This window comes from Streptomyces sp. CB02009, from assembly GCF_001905825.1.
Classification (GTDB): domain Bacteria; phylum Actinomycetota; class Actinomycetes; order Streptomycetales; family Streptomycetaceae; genus Streptomyces.
This window is the reverse complement of record NZ_LIVV01000002.1, coordinates 11,300-27,987: the sequence shown is the minus strand read 5'-3', so window position 1 is coordinate 27,987 and position 16,688 is coordinate 11,300. Positions and strand designations below refer to the sequence as shown.

The following is a 16,688-nucleotide window of genomic DNA, read 5'->3' as shown; positions in this document are numbered from 1 at the left end:
CGGGTGGGCCCGTGCCGACGCGCGGCTCAGGCGTTCCTGACGTCGATACGGCCCATCTGTCCGGCCGAGGAGTGCCCGAGCTGGTGGCAGTGGTAGACGTACTGGCCGGTGTAGTCGCCCCAGGTCATGGCGATGCGTACGGTGTCGCCGGGGGCGATGACGACGGTGTCCTTGAGTCCCGCCTCGCCGGGGCCCACGGGCACGCCGTTGCGGTCCAGCACCCGGAACTGCACGAGGTGGGTGTGGAAGCTGTGGTGGACGTGGAAGTTCGGGGGCGGGATCGGGGCGTCGCCGTTGCGGATGGTCCAGATCTCGGTGCTGCCGACCACGGTCTCCACGTCGACCCGCTCGGGGTCGTACTGCAGTCCGTTGATCTGCGGCCGGGGCACGAGGTCGAGCACGAACGCGCGCTCGGTGCCGGAGGTGGGGACCGGGGGGAGCTCGCTCAGCCGGCGGGGGACGCGGCTGAGGTCGGGCGCCGTGCGGACGATGTCGAAGCGCAGCACCTCGGGCCGCTCGGTGGAGGTGGTCGCGGTGTTCTCCAGGACGAGGGACGAGCCGACCCGGTAGCGGGAGAAGTCGACGACGATCTCGGCGCGCTCGGCACCCGCGAGGGTGATCTCGGTCCGCTCCACGGGTGCTTCGAGGAGGCCGCCGTCGGTGGCGATCTGCTGGAAGGCGGAGCCGTCGGCGAGGCGGAGGGTGATGTGCCGGTTGACGGAGACGTTGAAGAGCCGGAAGCGGTACCTGCGGGCGGCGACCTCGAAGTACGGCCGTTCCTTGCCGTTGACCAGCAGGTGCGGGCAGAAGTCCGGCCGGGTGTAGGTGAGGGTGCCGTCCGCCTCGACGCGGGCGTCGCGGATGACCAGCGGCACGTCGTACCGGCCCCGGGGCAGCGGGAGCGCCGACTCCTCCGCGTCGCCCAGGAGGTAGGTGCCGTGCAGTCCGCGGTAGACGTTCTCCGCCTCCAGGTGGTGGGCGTGGTCGTGGTACCAGAGGGAGGCGGCCCGCTGGGTGTTGGGGTAGCGGTACTCGCGGTACGCGCCCGGCTCGATCACGTCCATCGGGAGGCCGTCGTGGGCGGAGGGCACGTGACCGCCGTGGAGGTGGACGGCGGCGCGCACGGGCAGGTCGTTGTACTGGCGGATGATCACCTCCCGGTCGCGGAAGGCCCGGAGGGTGGGCCCGGGGAGGCTGCCGTCGTAGGTCCGCACCCGGGTGCGGACGCCCTTGACGAGTTCCGTCTCCGCCTCGCGCATGCGCATCGCGTAGACGTCCGCCCGCGCGGTGACCGAGACCGGTCGCAGCACCCGGGGCAGCGGCATCGGATGGGCGAAGACCTCGGACTCGGCGAGGGCGCCGAGGGCCGCGGGCGCCTGCTGACCCGCCGCGGCGTGCTCCCCGGCGCCCGCGTGGCCGCCGTGGCCGTCGGCTCCGGCGTGGCCGGACACGGTCTGCCCGCCCTCTGGTCCGCCGATGGCGAACCCGGCGGGGACGAGGGCGACGGCGCCGCCCGCCACGGCGGCTTTCAGGAGGACTCTGCGATTCGGTTCCACAGGGCGGGAAGTTAGGCAGTAGCCCTCAACTGCCGCTCGACAGGCACTAGAAGAGCGCCCACCTGGTGCGTACCGGGGTGGTCCCGGCCTCTTGACGGGAGCCTGCGTCGGACCCCTTCGCCAGACGCGCCGGGCTGATTATGATCACCGGGTGAGAAGGGGGACTCATGATTCGCATACTCCTCGCCGAGGACATGCACATGGTGCGGGGCGCCCTGGCGGCCCTGCTGAGCCTGGAACCCGATCTACTGGTCGTGGCCCAGGTCGAGCGCGGTGACTGCATCGTCTCGACGGCGGAGCGGCACCGCCCCGACGTGGCCGTGATCGATGTGGACCTGCCGGGGCTGGACGGCATCGCCGCGTCCGAGGAGCTGCGGGAGCGGCTGCCGTCCTGTCGGACCCTGATCCTGACGAGTCTGGACCAGCCGGGCACCCTGCGGCGGGCGATGGCGGCCGGGGTCGGCGGCTATCTGCTGAAGGACGCCCCGCCCAGCGAACTGGCGGCGGGCGTACGGCGGGTGGCTGCCGGACATCTGGCGGTCGCGCCGGAGCTGGCGATGTCGGCGTGGGAGAGCGGTGGGCAGCAGCCGCTGACACCCCGGGAGACGACGGTGCTGCGGCTGGCCGCGGACGGCGCGGACGTGACCCAGATCGCCGAGCAGCTCCATCTGTCGGCGGGCACCGTCCGCAACTACCTGACCTCGATCGTCTCGAAACTCCACGCGCGTAACCGCCTGGACGCGGTGCGCATCGCGCGCGCCGCCGGCTGGCTGTAGAGGCAGGCTGCCGGAGGGCGCCCCCCGGGGGGGGCGGGCGGAGGGCGCCGGAGGGCGTCCCCGCCCGCCGGGCGTCTCAGCAGGCGCCGCGGGCCAGCGGCGGGGCCGGCATCCTCGGGGCGGCGTCGGCGGGGCTCCCGATGGGGCACTCGGCGATCAGATGGAACCATCCCTCGCCGTCCTGCGAGGAGTTGAGGGTGCCGTCGACACCGGCCAGACGCTCGGCGAGGTTGGCGAGGCCACTGCCGTTGCCCCCGTCGAACGGCACCGCGGCGAGCCCGCGGCCCGGGTGGGATCCGTCGTTGGAGACGGTGAGGGCGACGGCACCCCTGCGCCGGCGCAGGGAGATCCGGCAGTGCCGGACCGTGGAGTGCCGCAGCATGTTGGTGACGGCCTCCCGCAGGACCGTGGCGAGGACCGCCTCCCGCCTCTTCCCCAGTTCGCCGACGAAGGACTTCTCGACCGTGACGTCCACGTCGGCGGTGGTCAGGACCTTCTGGACGGCGACGAGTTCGTCGTCGAAGACCATGTCGCGGTAGCCGCGCGCCACCGTCCGGACGTCGGCGAGGGCCTCCCGGGAGATGTCGAGCACCTCGACGATCTCGTCCCGGGCGCGGTCGTCGTGCAGGCCGATGAGCCGGTGGACGAGCTCGCTCTTGAGGGTGATCGCGGAGAGGCTGTAGCCGAGGAGGTCGTGCAGGTCGCGGGCGATGCGCAGGCGCTCCTCCGTGGCGGCGAGCCAGGCGGACTCGGCACGCTTGCGTTCGAGTTCGATGATGAGGTCGACCAGCCGGGAGAGGCAGAAGACGATCAGCCCGGTCAGCAGGGTGGAGATCACGATGTACGTGAGGTCGACCGGCCCGTAGCCGGAGGCGAGGGCGCTCCCCCCGTTGACGAGGGCGACCGAGACGAAGAGCGCCCAGGCGAGCCTCCCGCGCACCAGGAGCAGGATCGAGCCGGCGAGGAAGCCCGCCATGCCGCCCCACATCACTCCGTAGAGGGGCAGCGGGCCGAAGGTGAGGACCGCCTGGAGTCCGAGCGTGAGTCTGCCGTACCGCTCCCGCAGCGCCCGGGTGCGCTGTGCGGAGTGGAACAGCTGGAGTAAGAAGAGGCAGCCGAAGGTCGCCAGTGAGGCGCCCAGGACCCCCTCGCTCTGGTGGGCGTCGAGGATGTTGAGCATCCCCATCACCCCGAAACCGGTCAGCACCGCCATCAGCATGCCGATGGCGAGGCGCTGCGGCAGGTGCTGCCATCTGGTCGCCGGTGGCTCCCCGCTCACGTCTCCCCCGGACCGCCTGTGGCCGCCGATCATGTCGCCCCCTCGACTCGATGGTGTTCCCGGTCGAAAGCCTAAGCCCCCGCGATTGAAGGGAGGTTACGGATTTCGAGCGCTCCGGGACGCCTCTCCGCCGGGCGGCGACAGGCCGATCGCCCGGCCTTGCAGACCGGGCGATCGGAGTCAAACAAACAGAGGAATGGGATTGAGTTCGTCGAACCGGGTCGGTTCGGACAGCCTGCCGAGCGACACGGGGATGTCGAAAAGGCGACCTGGTGCGAAACGGGCCCAGAAATGTCTCATTCCGGGGACCACGACTTTCACCACCGGCAATCCGATATCCGGACGGGTCTGGTCGAGGACGAGAAGATCGAGGCCCCTGGCCCGGACGGTTTCCTCGGCCCATGTCACGTCCGCGCGGAGATCCGTCGTGCGAATGGCGGGAAAAGCTCCTGGACGGGCCGGTTCCGCGTGGCGGTCGGGGAGCAGGTACGGCTGGTCGGCCACCGTCGCGCCGCCCCACCAGCGCAGCAGCTCCGGGTCCCGTACCGCGTACCCCTCGCCCTCCCCCGCCCCGGCCACGGCCGGCATCAGCTGGTTCATCTCCGTGAGGGCCCGGCGCAGCGCGATGTGCGGGTCCCGGTGGGCCCCGAAGCCGAACATGATGTCCTCGGACCTCTTGTCGGTGCGTCTCGACAGCGCGGCGAAGACCGGGACGCCGAAGTCCGAGGTGAGGTCGAGGGCCCAGACCTCGCGGCGCAGCTCCCGGTAGACGCCGATCAGTTCCTCGGCCCACCGGTCGCCGAACGAGGCGATGTCGACGGCGGGCATCCGGGTGCGGTTGTACCACCACAGGGCGACCGCGTCCCGCTCGACGACTTCGAGGAAGCCCTGGAGGATCGCGTCCTCCAGGCTGCTGCCGGCCGCGCTGCCGTTGGAGTCGGCGCGGACCGAACCGCTCCCGGCGACGGGCGCCACCCCGGCCTCCGTACCGGGGTCGAAGTAGAGGAGCCCGGTGGGCAGCAGCCGGTGGCGGCGCTCGGTGAGCGACCAGACGGGCGTCCAGTCCGCCGGGGCCGCCGGGTCGAAGGGCTCGGGGATCTGCTGGAACGCGCCCTGCCGGGCGTTCCACGCGTGCCGGTCGCGGTACTGGCGGGGGTCGAAGAGCAGCACGCGGTCCGGAGTGACGGCCTCGTCGCCCAGCGCGCGGGCGCTGTCCCTGACCCGGGCCTCGTCGCCCTGGAGCGTGCCCGAGTACCGTTCGAGCGCCTCGCACAGCGCGCTGACCTCGGCCTCCAGGGCGGTCGTCCCCTTGCCGCCGCTCACCGCCCGCAGCCCGGCGCGGAGTTCGGCGAGCCGGGAGCCGCCGAGCGCCAGGTTGCGGCCGGAGGTGTAGCAGTGGAGGAAGGAGGGCGCCCGGGTGTCCCGCCGGATCTCCTTGACCACTCCGGTCACCGGGCTGACCAGGTGTCCCCAGCGGTCGAGGACCTCCTGGGGGCCGAGGGCGCGGTGGCCGCCGCCGCTGAACGCCGCCTTCGGCCGGGGGCGCGGCTCGACCGGGCGCCGGGCCAGCGCCGCGACGAGGCCCGCGTCCCCGCAGGACGGGCACTGCGGACGCCGTGCGACGGCGTGGTCGGCGGTGCTGAGCGCCAGTCCGTCGAGGGTGCGGACGGCGGACTGGCCGGCGGAGCGGTGTCCGGCCAGCCACTTGGCGGCCTCCAGCGCGACCAGCTGGAGCGCCGCGCCGCGGAAGGCCGGGTGCGAGACGCGGGGCCGGGGCACCGGCCCGGCGAGGCCGAGGGCCCGGCGCACGGGCTGCTCCGACATCCGGTGGGCGCGCAGCCGGTGGGCGAGGCAGTGCCAGCAGGGGCCCTCGTCGGGCCGGAGGACGGGCCCGAGCCAGGCCGTGGCGCCGTCGGGGCGCGCGAGGAGCCAGGGCAGGCCGAGGCGCCTCGACCGTGCGTCCACCTCGGCGAGTTCGGGCGCGAGGTAGTCGTCGGTGACCACGACGAGGAGGCCGGAGTCCGCGTCGGTCGCCGCTCCTCCGCACGGGTCGCTCACCCTCAGTCCCGCGGTACGGAGGGCCTCGCGCAGCCCCCGGTCGTCGGCGCCGCCCACGGCGAGCACCGCGACCGCGGCCGGGGTTCCGTCGGCCGTCACTCCGGCCAGGTCCCAGTAGGCCGCCTGCTCGGGGGCGGGCGCGGAGCCGCGGGCGGGCCGGTCGTCGACCAGGCCCGCCCGCCGCAGGGCCGCCACCAGGGTGGCGACCTCGTCCGCCGTGAGGGCCGCCGTCAGCTCGCGCTGCAGGGCGGCCAGATCACGGGTGCCGTCCAGGAGCGGGGCGAGGGCCTCGAGGCCGGGGGCTCTCAGGGCCGTCACCTCGCGCTCGGACAGCAGATAGGTGGCGTCGTCGGGCACCACCTCGACCCTCATGTGGCGCTTGAAGCCCAGGGGTCGGGGAGTGGTGCCGTCCGCCGTGGGGGTCGTCACACTCCGGCCGGAGCACCGTCGTGACCGGGGACCGGGCCCCACGTGAAGGTGACGAGGGCGACGGCCTCGTCGCCGGCGCGGTCGAGGTGGTCGATCCGAAGACCGGAGGTGTCAGGAACCGAGTTCGCGGAAATAGCACTCTTGAAGGTGCCTGAATTTCTGTCCATGATAATTCTCCGTTAATTGTCGGACGCGCTCGGACGGTGCCGCGTACGGCACCGGTGCCAGCGATTCTTCCGGCGGGCGACACGGTGGGACCAGTGTCTCCGTCACGGCCTGTTCCATGAATTCCTCACCCCGCTGCCGGGGTATGAGGGCTTCATGCCCCAGGCCGTGAATCAGGCACTGGGGTGGCGGGGTTTCTCCGTGCGATGCTCCTGGTGCCCCATTCCCCTGCGGAGGAAGAGCATGGACATCGAAATACTGGGACCCCTGGACGTACGGATGTCCGGCGAGTCCATCGTTCCAACCGCCGGCAAACCCCGTCAGATCCTCACGCTCCTCGCCCTGCGGGCCGGCTCCGTCGTGCCGGTCGCCACGCTCATGGACGAGGTGTGGGGCGACGCCATTCCGCGCAGCGCCAACACCACCCTGCAGACCTACATCCTCCAGGTGCGGCGGCGCATCGCCCGGGCCCTGGGTCCGGACGCCGCGGCCTCCGCCAAGGACGTGCTGGCCACGAGCTTCGGCGGCTACCGTCTGACCGCCCGCCCGGTGCACTGCGACATGACCGACTTCCACGACCTGGTGGCCCGGGGCGACGCCCAGCTCGCCGAGGGCGACGCCAGGGCGGCCGCCGCAAGCCTGCGGCAGGCCCTCGCCCTGTGGCGCGGGCCCGCGCTCGTCGACGTACCCATGGGCCGGGTCCTGGCCACCGAGGTGCTGGGCATGGACGAGGCCCGCACCCGGGCCCAGGAGTTGCGGATCGAGGCCGACCTGCGGCTCGGCCGCCACACGGCCCTGGTGGGCGAGCTTCGGATGCTCGTGTCCCAGCAGCCGCTGCACGAGAACCTGCGCGGCCAGCTGATGCTCGCCCTGTACCGCTCCGGTCACGCCTGGCGTGCGCTGGAGGCGTACCAGCATCTGCGCGAGACGCTCGTGGACGAGCTGGGCGTCGACCCCTCGCCCCGGCTCCAGAAGCTGCACCAGGCGGTGCTCGCGGGCGATCCTCGCCTGGAGAGCCTGGAGACCACCGCGGCCGGGGACTTCCTGCAGCATGCCGTGGGGTGAGCGGGTCGCGGCGGCCGTCCCCACCGCTGCCGCGACCCGCTCGTCGGTGGGCCGGGTCAGTTCTCCCGGGCTATCCGCGCGTACCGCACGTCGATCGACGCGCCCTGGCCCCACAGGCGGCTCTCCGGCCGGCTCTCCTCGTCGACGAAGGTCTGCGGCGTGGGCGAGCCGACCCGGGGCGCGAAGTAGAAGTCCGGCGTGGAGTCGAGCTTCACCAGGGCCTTGCCCTGCGGGCCCGCGGCCGCGTCGAGGACGGTGAACAGGCCGAAGCCGCAGGTCAGCTGCTTCAGCTTGAGGCGCTCCTCGGTGCCGCCGTGGTCCAGGATCATGTACTTGCGGTCGAAGGCGCGGGTGCCGATGCGGTCCGTGGACAGCACGGTCTTCCCGTTGACCTTCCAGCTGACCCGGGTGCCGCCGCCCTCCAGCCGGACCTGGAGCGTGGCGTACTCGCCGGGGGTGCGCTCGGCGACCGGGATCGCGTACGAGTAGGCGGCGTAGGTCTTGCCGGCCTCGGGCAGCCGCTCGTAGATCGCGAAGATCCGGTTGTTGATCACCGAGAAGTCGAAGATCGCCTTGGTGTCGAAGTCGGCGGTGACCACGGCGGCGGAGGCGAGCCGGACGTCGGTGTCCGGATTCGCCACGGCGGCGCCGAAGGGGTGCCGCTCGGTGCCGTACGTCCGGCCGCTCACCCGGGTCGTGCAGGTGAGGGCGCCGGTCGCCGGGACGTCGAAGCCGGGGGTGCCCGAGCTGGCGGTGGCGCGCGGGAAGGCCAGCCACTTGCCGTGGTCGCCGCTGCCGTGCCCGCCGTCGTCCTGCTGGCCGGTGGTGGTGCGGAAGGCGGGCTCGCCGGTGACGGCGTTCCGGCCCCCCGGGGTGACGTCGAGTCCCGCGGCCGAGGTGGTGACGACACCGTCGCCCTGCGGGAACTCGCCGCCGGCCTCGCCCAGGATCTGCCAGGTGTTCGTGGTGTCGAAACCGGCGCGGAAGTCGTCGGAGAGGAGCGTCTGCACGCCCCGGTCCTTCGCCTGGGCCGCCGGGTTGAACACCAGCGCGACCAGCGCCGCCGCCGCGGCGGCGGCGGCCGCCCTGCTCCTGATCCGTCGTGCCATGTCATCTCCCGTGAGGTGCGTGGATGTCCGGCACATCCTGGGCAGCGGCCCCTGAATTTCGCTCGAGAGGGCGCTCGACGTGCACTCGACCGGGCTTCGAGGGTGCGGCCCGAGCCTGAGCACCGTCAGTCCCGGAGGTACGGAGAGACACGGAGAGGAACCCGGTATGGATTCGTTGCTCGAGGTCAGCGACGAGGTCGCCACCGCGCTCGCGGAGCGGCGCCCTGTGGTCGCCCTGGAGTCCTCCCTCATCACCACCGACCCGTCGTCGGAGACCGCCTCGCTCATCGAGAAGGCGGTCCGGGACACGGGTGCGGTCCCCGCGACGGTCGGTGTGGCCGGCGGGCGCTTCGTGGTCGGTATGGACGAGTCCGTGATCGAGCGGTTCGCCACCACGAAGGGCATCCCCAAGATCAGTGCGCGGGACCTGGGTTCGGCGCTGGCCGGCGGCGGTCTCGGCGCCACCACGGTGGCCGGCACGATCGTCATCGCCGAGCGGGCCGGCATCGAGGTGTTCACCACCGCCGGCATCGGCGGTGTGCACCGGCGCGCGCAGGAGTCCTTCGACATCTCGGCGGACCTGCTGCAGTTCACCCGTACCCGGATCACGGTCGTCTCGGGCGGCGCCAAGTCCATCCTGGACGCGAAGCTGACGGCCGAGTACCTGGAGACCGCCGGCGTACCGGTGTTCGGCTACGGCACCGACCGGCTGCCCGCCTTCGTGGTGCGCGAGGCCGACGTGCCGGTGACCCGGGTCGACGACCTGGCGGTGGCCGCCCGCGCGGTCGACTTCCACTGGGAGGTCAACGGCGACTCCACGGTGCTGCTCACCTCCCCGATCGCGCGCGAGGACGCGCTCGACGGCGAGGAGCTGGAGCGGGTCATCGCCGAGGCGCTCGAACAGGCCGACCGGGACGGGGTGGTGGGCAACGCCATCAGCCCGTACCTGATGAAGGCGGTCGCCCGGGCGACCGGCGGGTCGATCGCGGCGGCGGGCCGCTCGCTGCTGCGCAGCACGGCGCGGGTGGCGGGCGAGTTCGCCGTCGAGCTGAGCGCGGTGCGGGCGGGCCGCCGGTGACCGGTCCGGTGCGTGCCGTCCTGTTCGACCTGGACGGCACCCTGGCCGACACCCCGGGGGTCATCGCCCGGCTCACCGTCGAGGTGCTCGCGGGGCACGGCTTCACGCCCGGCGAGGACGAGGTCCGGGCCACCGTGGGCCGGCCGCTCGACCTGAGCCTGGCGCGGCTGACCGGGCTGCCCGCCGAGGACCCCGTCGTCCGCGACGCGATGGCGGAGTACGGCCGGCGCTTCGGCGAGCACGTGCGTGCGGCCGGGCCCGACCTGCTCTACCCCGGCGTGGCCGGGCTGCTCGACCGGCTGAGGGACGAGGGGCTGGCACTGGCCGTGGCCACCTCGAAGGTGTACGCGGCGGCGGCCGCGATCGTGAAGCTGACCGGTGTCGACGACCGCTTCGACGCCCTCGCGGGCGACGACACGGCGGCGCGCGGCAAGCCGCACCCCGACATGGCGCTGCACCTGGCCTCGGTGCTCGGCGTCGAGCCGGCCTCCTGTGTGGTCGTGGGCGACGGGCTGCCCGACGTGGAGATGGGCCGGGCCGCGGGCATGCGGGTGGTCGGCGTCTCGTACGGGGTGAGCGGGGCCGCGGAGCTGATCCGGGCCGGCGCGCACACCGTGGTGCACAGCCCCGCGGAGATCACGGCGGCCGTCCTCGGCCCGCCGTGAACCCCCGGCCGGGTCCGGGCGGGCGCGCAGCCCGTCCGGGCCGGCCTGTCCCCTGCCCGGCGTGAACCGTCCTCAGACAGGCATGAACCGCCTCGGGCGGCCGTGAATCCGAAGAACCTGCAGAAGGGTCCGTCATGGCGCGCAAGCGCATCCTCACCACACTGCTCCTGAGCGCCGCGCTGAGCGCGGCCACCCTGGCCGCGCCCTCCGCCCCGGCGGGCGCCGCCGAGACCGCGAAGGGCGGCCCGCACCCCTACCGGGTCGTCTGGGACGACTTCCGGCACGGCTTCCGCACCACGGGCGCGGACGCCCCCTGGTTCCAGGTCGCGGGCGGCGGCTACAAGGCCGACGACGGGATCGTCACCACCTCGGGCCGCGGCCTGCAGGTGCGCTCGCGGGGCGTCAACCCCCGTACCGGCGAACCCGCGTTCACCCAGACGATCCCGCAGATCACGCCGAGCGGGGCGCCCGGATCCGGCGACCACGCCAAGTGGCTCGCCTACACCAGCCACACCTCCTCGCACGGCTTCCCGGGTTTCGACGCGGTGCCCGGCCAGGTGCTGTCCTGCGAGACCACGCTGTCCGCCCGCACCTACGGAACCGCCGGCCATCCGTTCGGCGACGCGGTCGCGGACGGCGAGGACGACCCCCGGCTCGCCTCGGTGATGCTCAACACCATCGACAACGAGACGTCGACCGCCTTCGACTTCGTCGTCACCAACAAGCGGATCTACGCCTTCTACGGACGGCCGACGTTCGGGCGGGCGACGCTGGGCGACTACGCCTCCTTCGCCCACACGGTGCCGCTGGCGACCCGCAGGCCGGGCGCCGTCCACAAGCTCAGGATCGCCTACGACCGCTCGGCGGGGCTGGTCCGCTGGCTGATCGACGACCGGGAGGTGCTGCGGGTCGACCGGATCGGCTTCCGTCTGGACCGCCGGACGCTGACGCTCGACGAGGGCGGTGTCGAGGGCCGGGTCGCGCCGCGCCAGCTCAACTGCGGGATGGGGCTGCTGTCCCTGCTGGACGGCTCGTACCCGACGGGCAAGGGTCTCGTGCGGCTCTCCGTCCACACGAACTACTTCGAACCGTCGGTCGGCGAACCGCGCCAGGAGTCCTTCGTCGACGAGCGCAGCGCCGAGGCCAGCCGGATCTACGGCCAGGGCGGCGAGTTCCGGATGAAGAACCTGGTGGTGTCGAGCGTGAGGAACCGCCGGTGACCCCGCTGTGGGAGGACGACTTCCAGGATCCGGAGGCCACCGCGGGGCGCTGGGCGCCGATGACCCTGGGCCCCTTCGTGCCGGACGACGCCGACATCCACGTCACGCCGTCGGAGGGGCTCAAGGTGTCGGCCCGGGCCACCCACCCGGTGACCGGGGAGCCGGCTTTCGGCAACACCCTCGGGCAGGAGGACGGTCCCGGCGCGCTGCCCGGCGCCCTGGACGCCGTCAAGTGGCTGGTCTACGCGGACGTCACGACCCCGGGCGGACTGCCCGGCTTCGAGGCCCCCGAGGACGGTGAACTCCGTTTCGACGCCTGGCTCTCGGCCCGTACGTACGGCACCGGCGGGCATCCCTTCGGTACGGCGGTCGAGGAGCCCGGGGCCGACTTCCGGCTGGCGACGGCGGCGATGAACGCCGCCGACGTCGAGACCGGCCTCGCCTTCGACTTCTTCGTCACCGACCGGCGGATCTACGCGGTGCACGAGCGGCTCCCCATGCTGCGCCCGCACCTCGGCGCCTACGCCGCCTTCACGGCCGTGGTCCCGGTCGGCGACCGCGAGCCGGGCGACACCCACCGGCTGACCCTCGCGTACGACCGCTCCGCGGGCCGGGTGCGCTGGCTCGTCGACGGCGAGGAGCGGCACCGCGCCGAGCGGCTCGGCCGGGTGCCGGACCGCCGGTACGTCGTGCTCGACCACGGTGGCGAGGAGACCGATGTGACACCTCGTCAACTCAACGGCGGGCTCGGTATGTTCACCGCGCTCGACTGCGCCTCGCCGGACGGAGGCCCGGCGCTCGTCCGGCTCACGACGGCCGACGGGCTGTACCGCGCGACGGACGGCGGCGGCCGGCCGCAGGTCTTCCTGGACGACAAGAGCCTGCCGGGCAACCGGCTGTTCGGCCAGGGCGCGGCGCTGAACGTCCGCCGGTTCACCGTCTCCGCCGCCCCGGCGGACCGGTGACCGCCGTCGGGGCCGTGGACGTCGTCGGCGCGTGGACGCTCGTCTCGTACCGGGACGTGGACGACGCGGGCGGCACCACGGACGGCCCGCTCGGGCCCGCGCCGAGCGGGCTGCTGCTCTACAGCCCCACCGGTCACATGTCGGTCAGCATGGGACGGCAGGACGCCCCGCCGTCCGGCGACTCCTTCATGGGGTACGCGGGCCGCTGGCGGCTGGCCGACGGAGCGATGGTCCACGAGATAGACGTCAGCTCGCACGCGCACATGAGGGGCACCACCCAGCTGCGGGACGTGTCCCTGGCCGGCGACCTCCTCACGCTCGGCGGGACGGCGCAGGTGGGCGGACGCCCCCAGCGGCGCGTCCTGACCTGGCGCCGCGGCTGAACACCACACCGTACGCAGAGAGTCGAGGAGGATCGGCATGCCCACGTACAAGGACGCCCCCGAGGGCTGGTGGCGCGAGTTCATCATGGCGGACCCGCCGCGGACGGCGAAGGCCGCCGTCGTGCGCAAGGACGGCAGCCCGCACGTCGTGCCGGTCGGGGTGATCCTCGACGGCGACGAGATCGTCTACACGATGCAGAAGGACAGCGTGAAGGGCCGCTCGCTCCAGCGGGACGGGCGGATCGCGCTGCTCTGGGACGACGAGCGGCCCCCGTTCTCGTTCGTGCTCGTCCGGGGCCGGGCGACGCTCGACGAGAACGTGGACGAGCTGCGCCGCTGGACGGCGCGGATCGGCGGCCGGTACCACGGCAAGGCGCGGGAAGAGGAGTTCTCCGACCGCTTCACCATCCCGAACGGGGTCGTGGTCCGGGTGAAGATCGAACAGGTCGTGGCCCGCGTCGACCTGTCGGACACGGTGAACGTCAAGCCGGAGGACTGACCGTCCGTACGCCGCGAAGGGCCGGACCCGCTGGAGAGCGGGTCCGGCCCTTCGCCGCGCGACGGCGGCGGGTCAGCCGCCGAACAGGTCGTCGGCCACGGCCCGGCGCACCGTGGTGCGCCGGTCGTCCGTCTCCCGCCAGCGGTCCCCGTAGATGGCGTCGGTCATCGCGGGGAAGCGGAGGAAGTCGTGCGGGAAGCCGACCGGGACACGGCTGGCCTCCTCCAGCTCCGCCAGGTGGGCGGCGTCCAGGGCGACCTCGCAGGCGGCGAGGTTGTCGACGAGCTGGGACTCCTTGGTGGCGCCGATCAGCGGCACGACCGTGCCGGGCCGGGAGCGGAGCCAGGCGAGCGCCACCTGCGCCGGGCTCCAGCCGCCCTCCTTGGCGATCCGTACGACCTTCTCGACGATCTCGTCGCCGGGTCCGCGCCCCTCGCCCCACGGCACGTGGTCGAGCCGGCCCGGCTCACCGGCCAGGTACTTGCCGGTGAGCCGCCCGTCGGCGAGCGGACCCCAGGCGAGCACCGGCAGGTCGAAGGCGTGCGCCATGGGGAGCAGTTCGCGCTCGGGAGTGCGCTCCAGGAGGTTGTAGCGGATCTGGAGCCCGGCGAAGGCGGACCAGCCGCGCAGCTCCGCGAGGGTGTTGGCCTGGGCCACCTCCCAGGCCGGCCAGTCGGAGACGCCGACGTAGAGCACCTTCCCTGCGCGGACCTGGTCGTCCAGGGCGCGCATCACCTCGGGGACCGGGGTGAGGGTGTCGCGGGCGTGCACCCACAGCAGGTCGATGCGGTCGGTGCCGAGCCGGCGCAGCGAGGCGTCGAGCGAGGCGACCAGGTTCTTGCGGTGGTTGCCCGCCGAGTTGGGGTCGCCCGGCCGCATCTGCATCGTGTACTTGGTGGTCAGGACGAACTCGTCCCGCCGCCCGGCCAGCAGCTCGCCGAGGGTGGTCTCGGCGGAGCCCCGGCCGTACTCGTTGGCCGTGTCGAGGACGTTCCCTCCGGCCTCGGCGTACCGGTCGAGGATGCCGGCGAGGGTCGTCCTCGGCAGCTTCCAGTCGTCGCCGAAGGTGAGGGTGCCGAGGGCGATCTCCGATATCCGCACCCCGGTCCTGCCCAGCAGTGTGTACCGCATCAGTCCGCCAGGCGCCGCACGGCGACGACGGGGATGCGGCGCTCGGTCTTCGACTGGTAGTCGGCGAGGGCCGGGACCTTCTCCGCGGACTCGGCGTAGAGCCGGTCGCGCTCGGCGCCCTCGACGACGACGGCGGTGGCCCGGTAGACCTCGGTGCCCGTCTCCACGGTCACCTCGGAGTTGACCAGGACGTTGTGGTACCAGGACGGGTTCTGGGGGCCTCCGGCGTTGGTGGCGAAGACGAGGGTGCGGCCCTCCTCCTCCACGTACATGACGGGGCAGACGCGGCGACGGCCGCTCTTGGCCCCGGTGTGGGTGAGGAGGACGAGCGGCGCGCCCTCGAACATGCCGCCGACCTTGCCGCCGTTGGTCCGGAACTCCTGCACGACGGGGATGTTGTAGTCACCGGGCTCGCCGGCGACGGGGGTGATCAGCTCTGTGTTCGACATGACGTCTTCCTTTTCAGGAGCTCGCTGGTTCTCGGAGGTTGTGCCACAGGAGACTCGAAGGTGACTCAAGCCGGGGTCTCGACGGGTGTCTTCCCGGCCGGTTCGGGGGCCCTGACGGCAACCAGGACCGTGACGGCGACCCCGGCGACGAGCAGGGTGCCGACGCCGGCGCCGAGCCGGAAGCCGGCGGTGCCGCTGTCGGCGGTGGTCCAGACGAGGGCGCCGAGGGCGGAGCCGAAGGCGACGCCCAGCTGGCGGACGAGGTTGGTGGTGCCGGCCGTCATGCCGAGCCGGTGGGGCGGTGTGCTGCTCATGGCGAGCACCTGGTTCTGGCCGTTGAACAGGCCGAACCCGAAGCCCAGGACGGCGAGTCGCCAGGCGAGCGACACGGCCCCCGAGGAACCGTCGACGGTCAGCATCAGGGCGGCGCCCGCGGTGGTCAGGAGGGCCCCGGTCAGCGCCACTCCCCTGGCTCCGAGCCGGTCGGCGGCCCGGCCGCCGAGGAGGCCGGCGACGGCCGTGGACACGGCCAGCGCGATCAGCGCGAGCCCGGTCGTGCCGGCCGTGACGCCGAGGGTGTCCTGGAGCAGGAACGGCACCATGAACATGATCAGGAAGATGCCGAGATAGGCCAGGATCAGGGCCAGATGGGGTCCGAGGACACCCGGTGAGCCGACCAGGCCGCGCACCGCGGCGGACTCCCTCTGGCGGCTCCAGGCGATGACCAGGGGCACCGCGAGCAGGGCCAACTGCCCCCAGGCCGCGCCCCGGTCGACCGCGAAGGTGAGACCGAGGAGGACGGCGACGGCGGCGCCGCCCAGGGTGAGCGCCTCGATCAGCCAGCGGCGCTCCGGCCAGGGCAGCCGCTCCCCCCGGGGGAGTTCGCGGGCGGCCAGGGCGATGACGAGCGCGGCGGCGGGGACGCCGAGGTAGAAGATCCAGGGCCAGTCGGCGTGTTCGACGATCTGGCCGCCGAGGACGGGACCGGCGAGGCCGCCGAGCGTGCCGAAGAGCATGACGAGGCCGAAGGCGCGGCCGCGCGCCTCGGGGGCGACGGCGACCGTGGCGAGGACCGGGGTCAGCGCCATCATCACGACCGCGAAGCAGCCTTGGACCACCCGGGCGGCGATGAGCCAGCCGATGCTCGGGGCGAGCCCGCAGGCGACGGAGAAGAGGGCGAAGCCGCCGCAGGCCAGGGTGAGGGCGCGCCGCGGGTCCGCCAGGTCGACCCAGCGTCCGGCGCACAGGCTGAGGCCGATGAGCGGGACGGCGTAGGCCAGCGAGACCCACTGGACGATCTCGGTGGTGGTACCGAGGTCCGAGCGGATGGTGGGCGCGGCGACACCGACGACGGAGGCGTCGAGCTGGGCGACGAAGACGGCGAGACCCGCGGCCGTCACGAGCCACCAGCGGCTCGGCGCGGGCGCGGCGGGCGTACTCATGGGGCCTCCTCGGACCTGGCGGTCGGTTGCGGGGGGGGAGCCGGAGCGTGCGGACGGGGTACGGGCGGAAGGCGCGGGCGGTACGGGCGAACGCCGGGCGGCGGTCGGCGGTCGGGGTCGGCGGTCGGTGCAGGGCTGCGGCTGCGGCTGCGGCTGCGGCTGCGGCTGCGGCTGCGGCTGCGACTGCGGCTGCGGCTGCGGCTGCGGCTGCGAGGCGACTGGACGACAGGCGACCAGCAGCCGACGGCCGGCAGCCCTTCGGAAGGACCGCCGGTCCGGCCGACGGTCCGGCCGACGTCCGGCCGGGCGGGCCGTCGGCCGGAGCACACGCCTCAACCAGCCCGGCCGCCTTGAAACGGAGCACCCTCCGCTTACGAGCGTATACGGAGGCTCCTCCGCTTCACAACTCGAAACGGAGA

The 16,688-nt window shown here is 73.2% G+C and carries 16 protein-coding genes; 8 read left to right on the top strand and 8 right to left on the bottom strand.

What is annotated here, in order from left to right; translation table 11 throughout:
• Positions 1-26 precede the first annotated feature (26 nt).
• Positions 27-1,556, bottom strand: coding sequence for a multicopper oxidase family protein (locus AMK27_RS07545; protein ID WP_107425510.1), 1,530 nt, complete (start codon positions 1,554-1,556; stop codon positions 27-29).
• 167 nt (positions 1,557-1,723) lie between these two features.
• On the opposite strand from AMK27_RS07545, the gene AMK27_RS07540 reads away from it, so the two are divergent.
• Positions 1,724-2,332: a response regulator transcription factor gene (locus tag AMK27_RS07540; protein WP_073904132.1), complete on the top strand. Its 609-nt coding sequence runs from the start codon at positions 1,724-1,726 to the stop codon at positions 2,330-2,332.
• 76 nt (positions 2,333-2,408) lie between these two features.
• Here AMK27_RS07540 and AMK27_RS07535 read toward each other — a convergent pair whose 3' ends face one another.
• From AMK27_RS07535 to AMK27_RS42675, 3 genes are all read right to left on the bottom strand, one after another.
• Entirely contained in the window at positions 2,409-3,611 is a 1,203-nt protein-coding gene (locus AMK27_RS07535; RefSeq protein WP_158076911.1) for a sensor histidine kinase, read from the bottom strand.
• 180 nt (positions 3,612-3,791) lie between these two features.
• Positions 3,792-6,041, bottom strand: a complete 2,250-nt coding sequence (locus AMK27_RS07530; protein ID WP_079188379.1) for a TOMM precursor leader peptide-binding protein — start codon at positions 6,039-6,041, stop codon at positions 3,792-3,794.
• A 53-nt stretch (positions 6,042-6,094) separates the two neighbouring features.
• A complete protein-coding gene (locus tag AMK27_RS42675; RefSeq protein WP_158076910.1) occupies positions 6,095-6,265 on the bottom strand; it encodes a hypothetical protein in 171 nt (56 codons plus the stop codon).
• Between the two features lie 241 nt (positions 6,266-6,506).
• Between AMK27_RS42675 and AMK27_RS07525 the strand changes: the two genes are divergently transcribed.
• Entirely contained in the window at positions 6,507-7,328 is an 822-nt protein-coding gene (locus AMK27_RS07525; protein WP_073904126.1) for an AfsR/SARP family transcriptional regulator, read from the top strand.
• A 56-nt stretch (positions 7,329-7,384) separates the two neighbouring features.
• Here the strand turns inward: AMK27_RS07525 and AMK27_RS07520 are convergent, their stop codons facing one another.
• On the bottom strand, positions 7,385-8,437 hold the full coding sequence (locus tag AMK27_RS07520; RefSeq protein ID WP_079188286.1) for a DUF6081 family protein: 1,053 nt from the start codon (positions 8,435-8,437) through the stop codon (positions 7,385-7,387).
• A 166-nt stretch (positions 8,438-8,603) separates the two neighbouring features.
• Here AMK27_RS07520 and AMK27_RS07515 point away from each other — a divergent pair, with 166 nt between their 5' ends.
• The 6 genes from AMK27_RS07515 to AMK27_RS07490 all read left to right on the top strand — a co-directional run bounded on the left by AMK27_RS07515 (position 8,604) and on the right by AMK27_RS07490 (position 13,247).
• On the top strand, positions 8,604-9,515 hold the full coding sequence (locus AMK27_RS07515; RefSeq protein ID WP_073904124.1) for a pseudouridine-5'-phosphate glycosidase: 912 nt from the start codon (positions 8,604-8,606) through the stop codon (positions 9,513-9,515).
• Positions 9,516-9,523: 8 nt separating this feature from the next.
• On the top strand, positions 9,524-10,180 hold the full coding sequence (locus tag AMK27_RS07510) for an HAD family hydrolase (protein ID WP_073905795.1): 657 nt from the start codon (positions 9,524-9,526) through the stop codon (positions 10,178-10,180).
• A 134-nt stretch (positions 10,181-10,314) separates the two neighbouring features.
• Entirely contained in the window at positions 10,315-11,400 is a 1,086-nt protein-coding gene (locus AMK27_RS07505) for a DUF6081 family protein (RefSeq protein WP_079188284.1), read from the top strand.
• A complete protein-coding gene (locus AMK27_RS07500) occupies positions 11,397-12,365 on the top strand; it encodes a DUF6081 family protein (protein ID WP_073904122.1) in 969 nt (322 codons plus the stop codon). The genes AMK27_RS07505 and AMK27_RS07500 overlap by 4 nt, the downstream gene beginning before the upstream one ends.
• Entirely contained in the window at positions 12,362-12,748 is a 387-nt protein-coding gene (locus tag AMK27_RS07495) for a lipocalin-like domain-containing protein (protein ID WP_079188283.1), read from the top strand. Before AMK27_RS07500 ends, AMK27_RS07495 begins: the two co-directional genes overlap by 4 nt.
• Before the next feature lie 37 nt (positions 12,749-12,785).
• Complete coding sequence (locus tag AMK27_RS07490) at positions 12,786-13,247, top strand: PPOX class F420-dependent oxidoreductase (protein WP_073904120.1); 462 nt, start codon at positions 12,786-12,788, stop codon at positions 13,245-13,247.
• Between the two features lie 72 nt (positions 13,248-13,319).
• Here AMK27_RS07490 and AMK27_RS07485 read toward each other — a convergent pair whose 3' ends face one another.
• From AMK27_RS07485 to AMK27_RS07475, 3 genes are all read right to left on the bottom strand, one after another.
• Positions 13,320-14,378, bottom strand: coding sequence for an aldo/keto reductase (locus AMK27_RS07485; protein WP_073904118.1), 1,059 nt, complete (start codon positions 14,376-14,378; stop codon positions 13,320-13,322).
• Positions 14,378-14,827: a nitroreductase family deazaflavin-dependent oxidoreductase gene (locus tag AMK27_RS07480; protein ID WP_073904116.1), complete on the bottom strand. Its 450-nt coding sequence runs from the start codon at positions 14,825-14,827 to the stop codon at positions 14,378-14,380. Before AMK27_RS07480 ends, AMK27_RS07485 begins: the two co-directional genes overlap by 1 nt.
• Positions 14,828-14,892: 65 nt before the next feature.
• A complete protein-coding gene (locus tag AMK27_RS07475) occupies positions 14,893-16,269 on the bottom strand; it encodes an MFS transporter (protein ID WP_073904114.1) in 1,377 nt (458 codons plus the stop codon).
• Positions 16,270-16,688 lie beyond the last annotated feature (419 nt).

Coding starts and splice junctions, on each gene's coding strand:
- AMK27_RS07540 (WP_073904132.1), top strand. CDS start 1,724: ATGATTCGCATACTCCTCGCCGAGGACATGCACATGGTGCGGGGCGCC.
- AMK27_RS07530 (WP_079188379.1), bottom strand. CDS start 6,041: ATGAGGGTCGAGGTGGTGCCCGACGACGCCACCTATCTGCTGTCCGAG.
- AMK27_RS42675 (WP_158076910.1), bottom strand. CDS start 6,265: ATGGACAGAAATTCAGGCACCTTCAAGAGTGCTATTTCCGCGAACTCG.
- AMK27_RS07525 (WP_073904126.1), top strand. CDS start 6,507: ATGGACATCGAAATACTGGGACCCCTGGACGTACGGATGTCCGGCGAG.
- AMK27_RS07520 (WP_079188286.1), bottom strand. CDS start 8,437: ATGGCACGACGGATCAGGAGCAGGGCGGCCGCCGCCGCCGCGGCGGCG.
- AMK27_RS07515 (WP_073904124.1), top strand. CDS start 8,604: ATGGATTCGTTGCTCGAGGTCAGCGACGAGGTCGCCACCGCGCTCGCG.
- AMK27_RS07505 (WP_079188284.1), top strand. CDS start 10,315: ATGGCGCGCAAGCGCATCCTCACCACACTGCTCCTGAGCGCCGCGCTG.
- AMK27_RS07490 (WP_073904120.1), top strand. CDS start 12,786: ATGCCCACGTACAAGGACGCCCCCGAGGGCTGGTGGCGCGAGTTCATC.
- AMK27_RS07485 (WP_073904118.1), bottom strand. CDS start 14,378: ATGCGGTACACACTGCTGGGCAGGACCGGGGTGCGGATATCGGAGATC.
- AMK27_RS07480 (WP_073904116.1), bottom strand. CDS start 14,827: ATGTCGAACACAGAGCTGATCACCCCCGTCGCCGGCGAGCCCGGTGAC.
- AMK27_RS07475 (WP_073904114.1), bottom strand. CDS start 16,269: ATGAGTACGCCCGCCGCGCCCGCGCCGAGCCGCTGGTGGCTCGTGACG.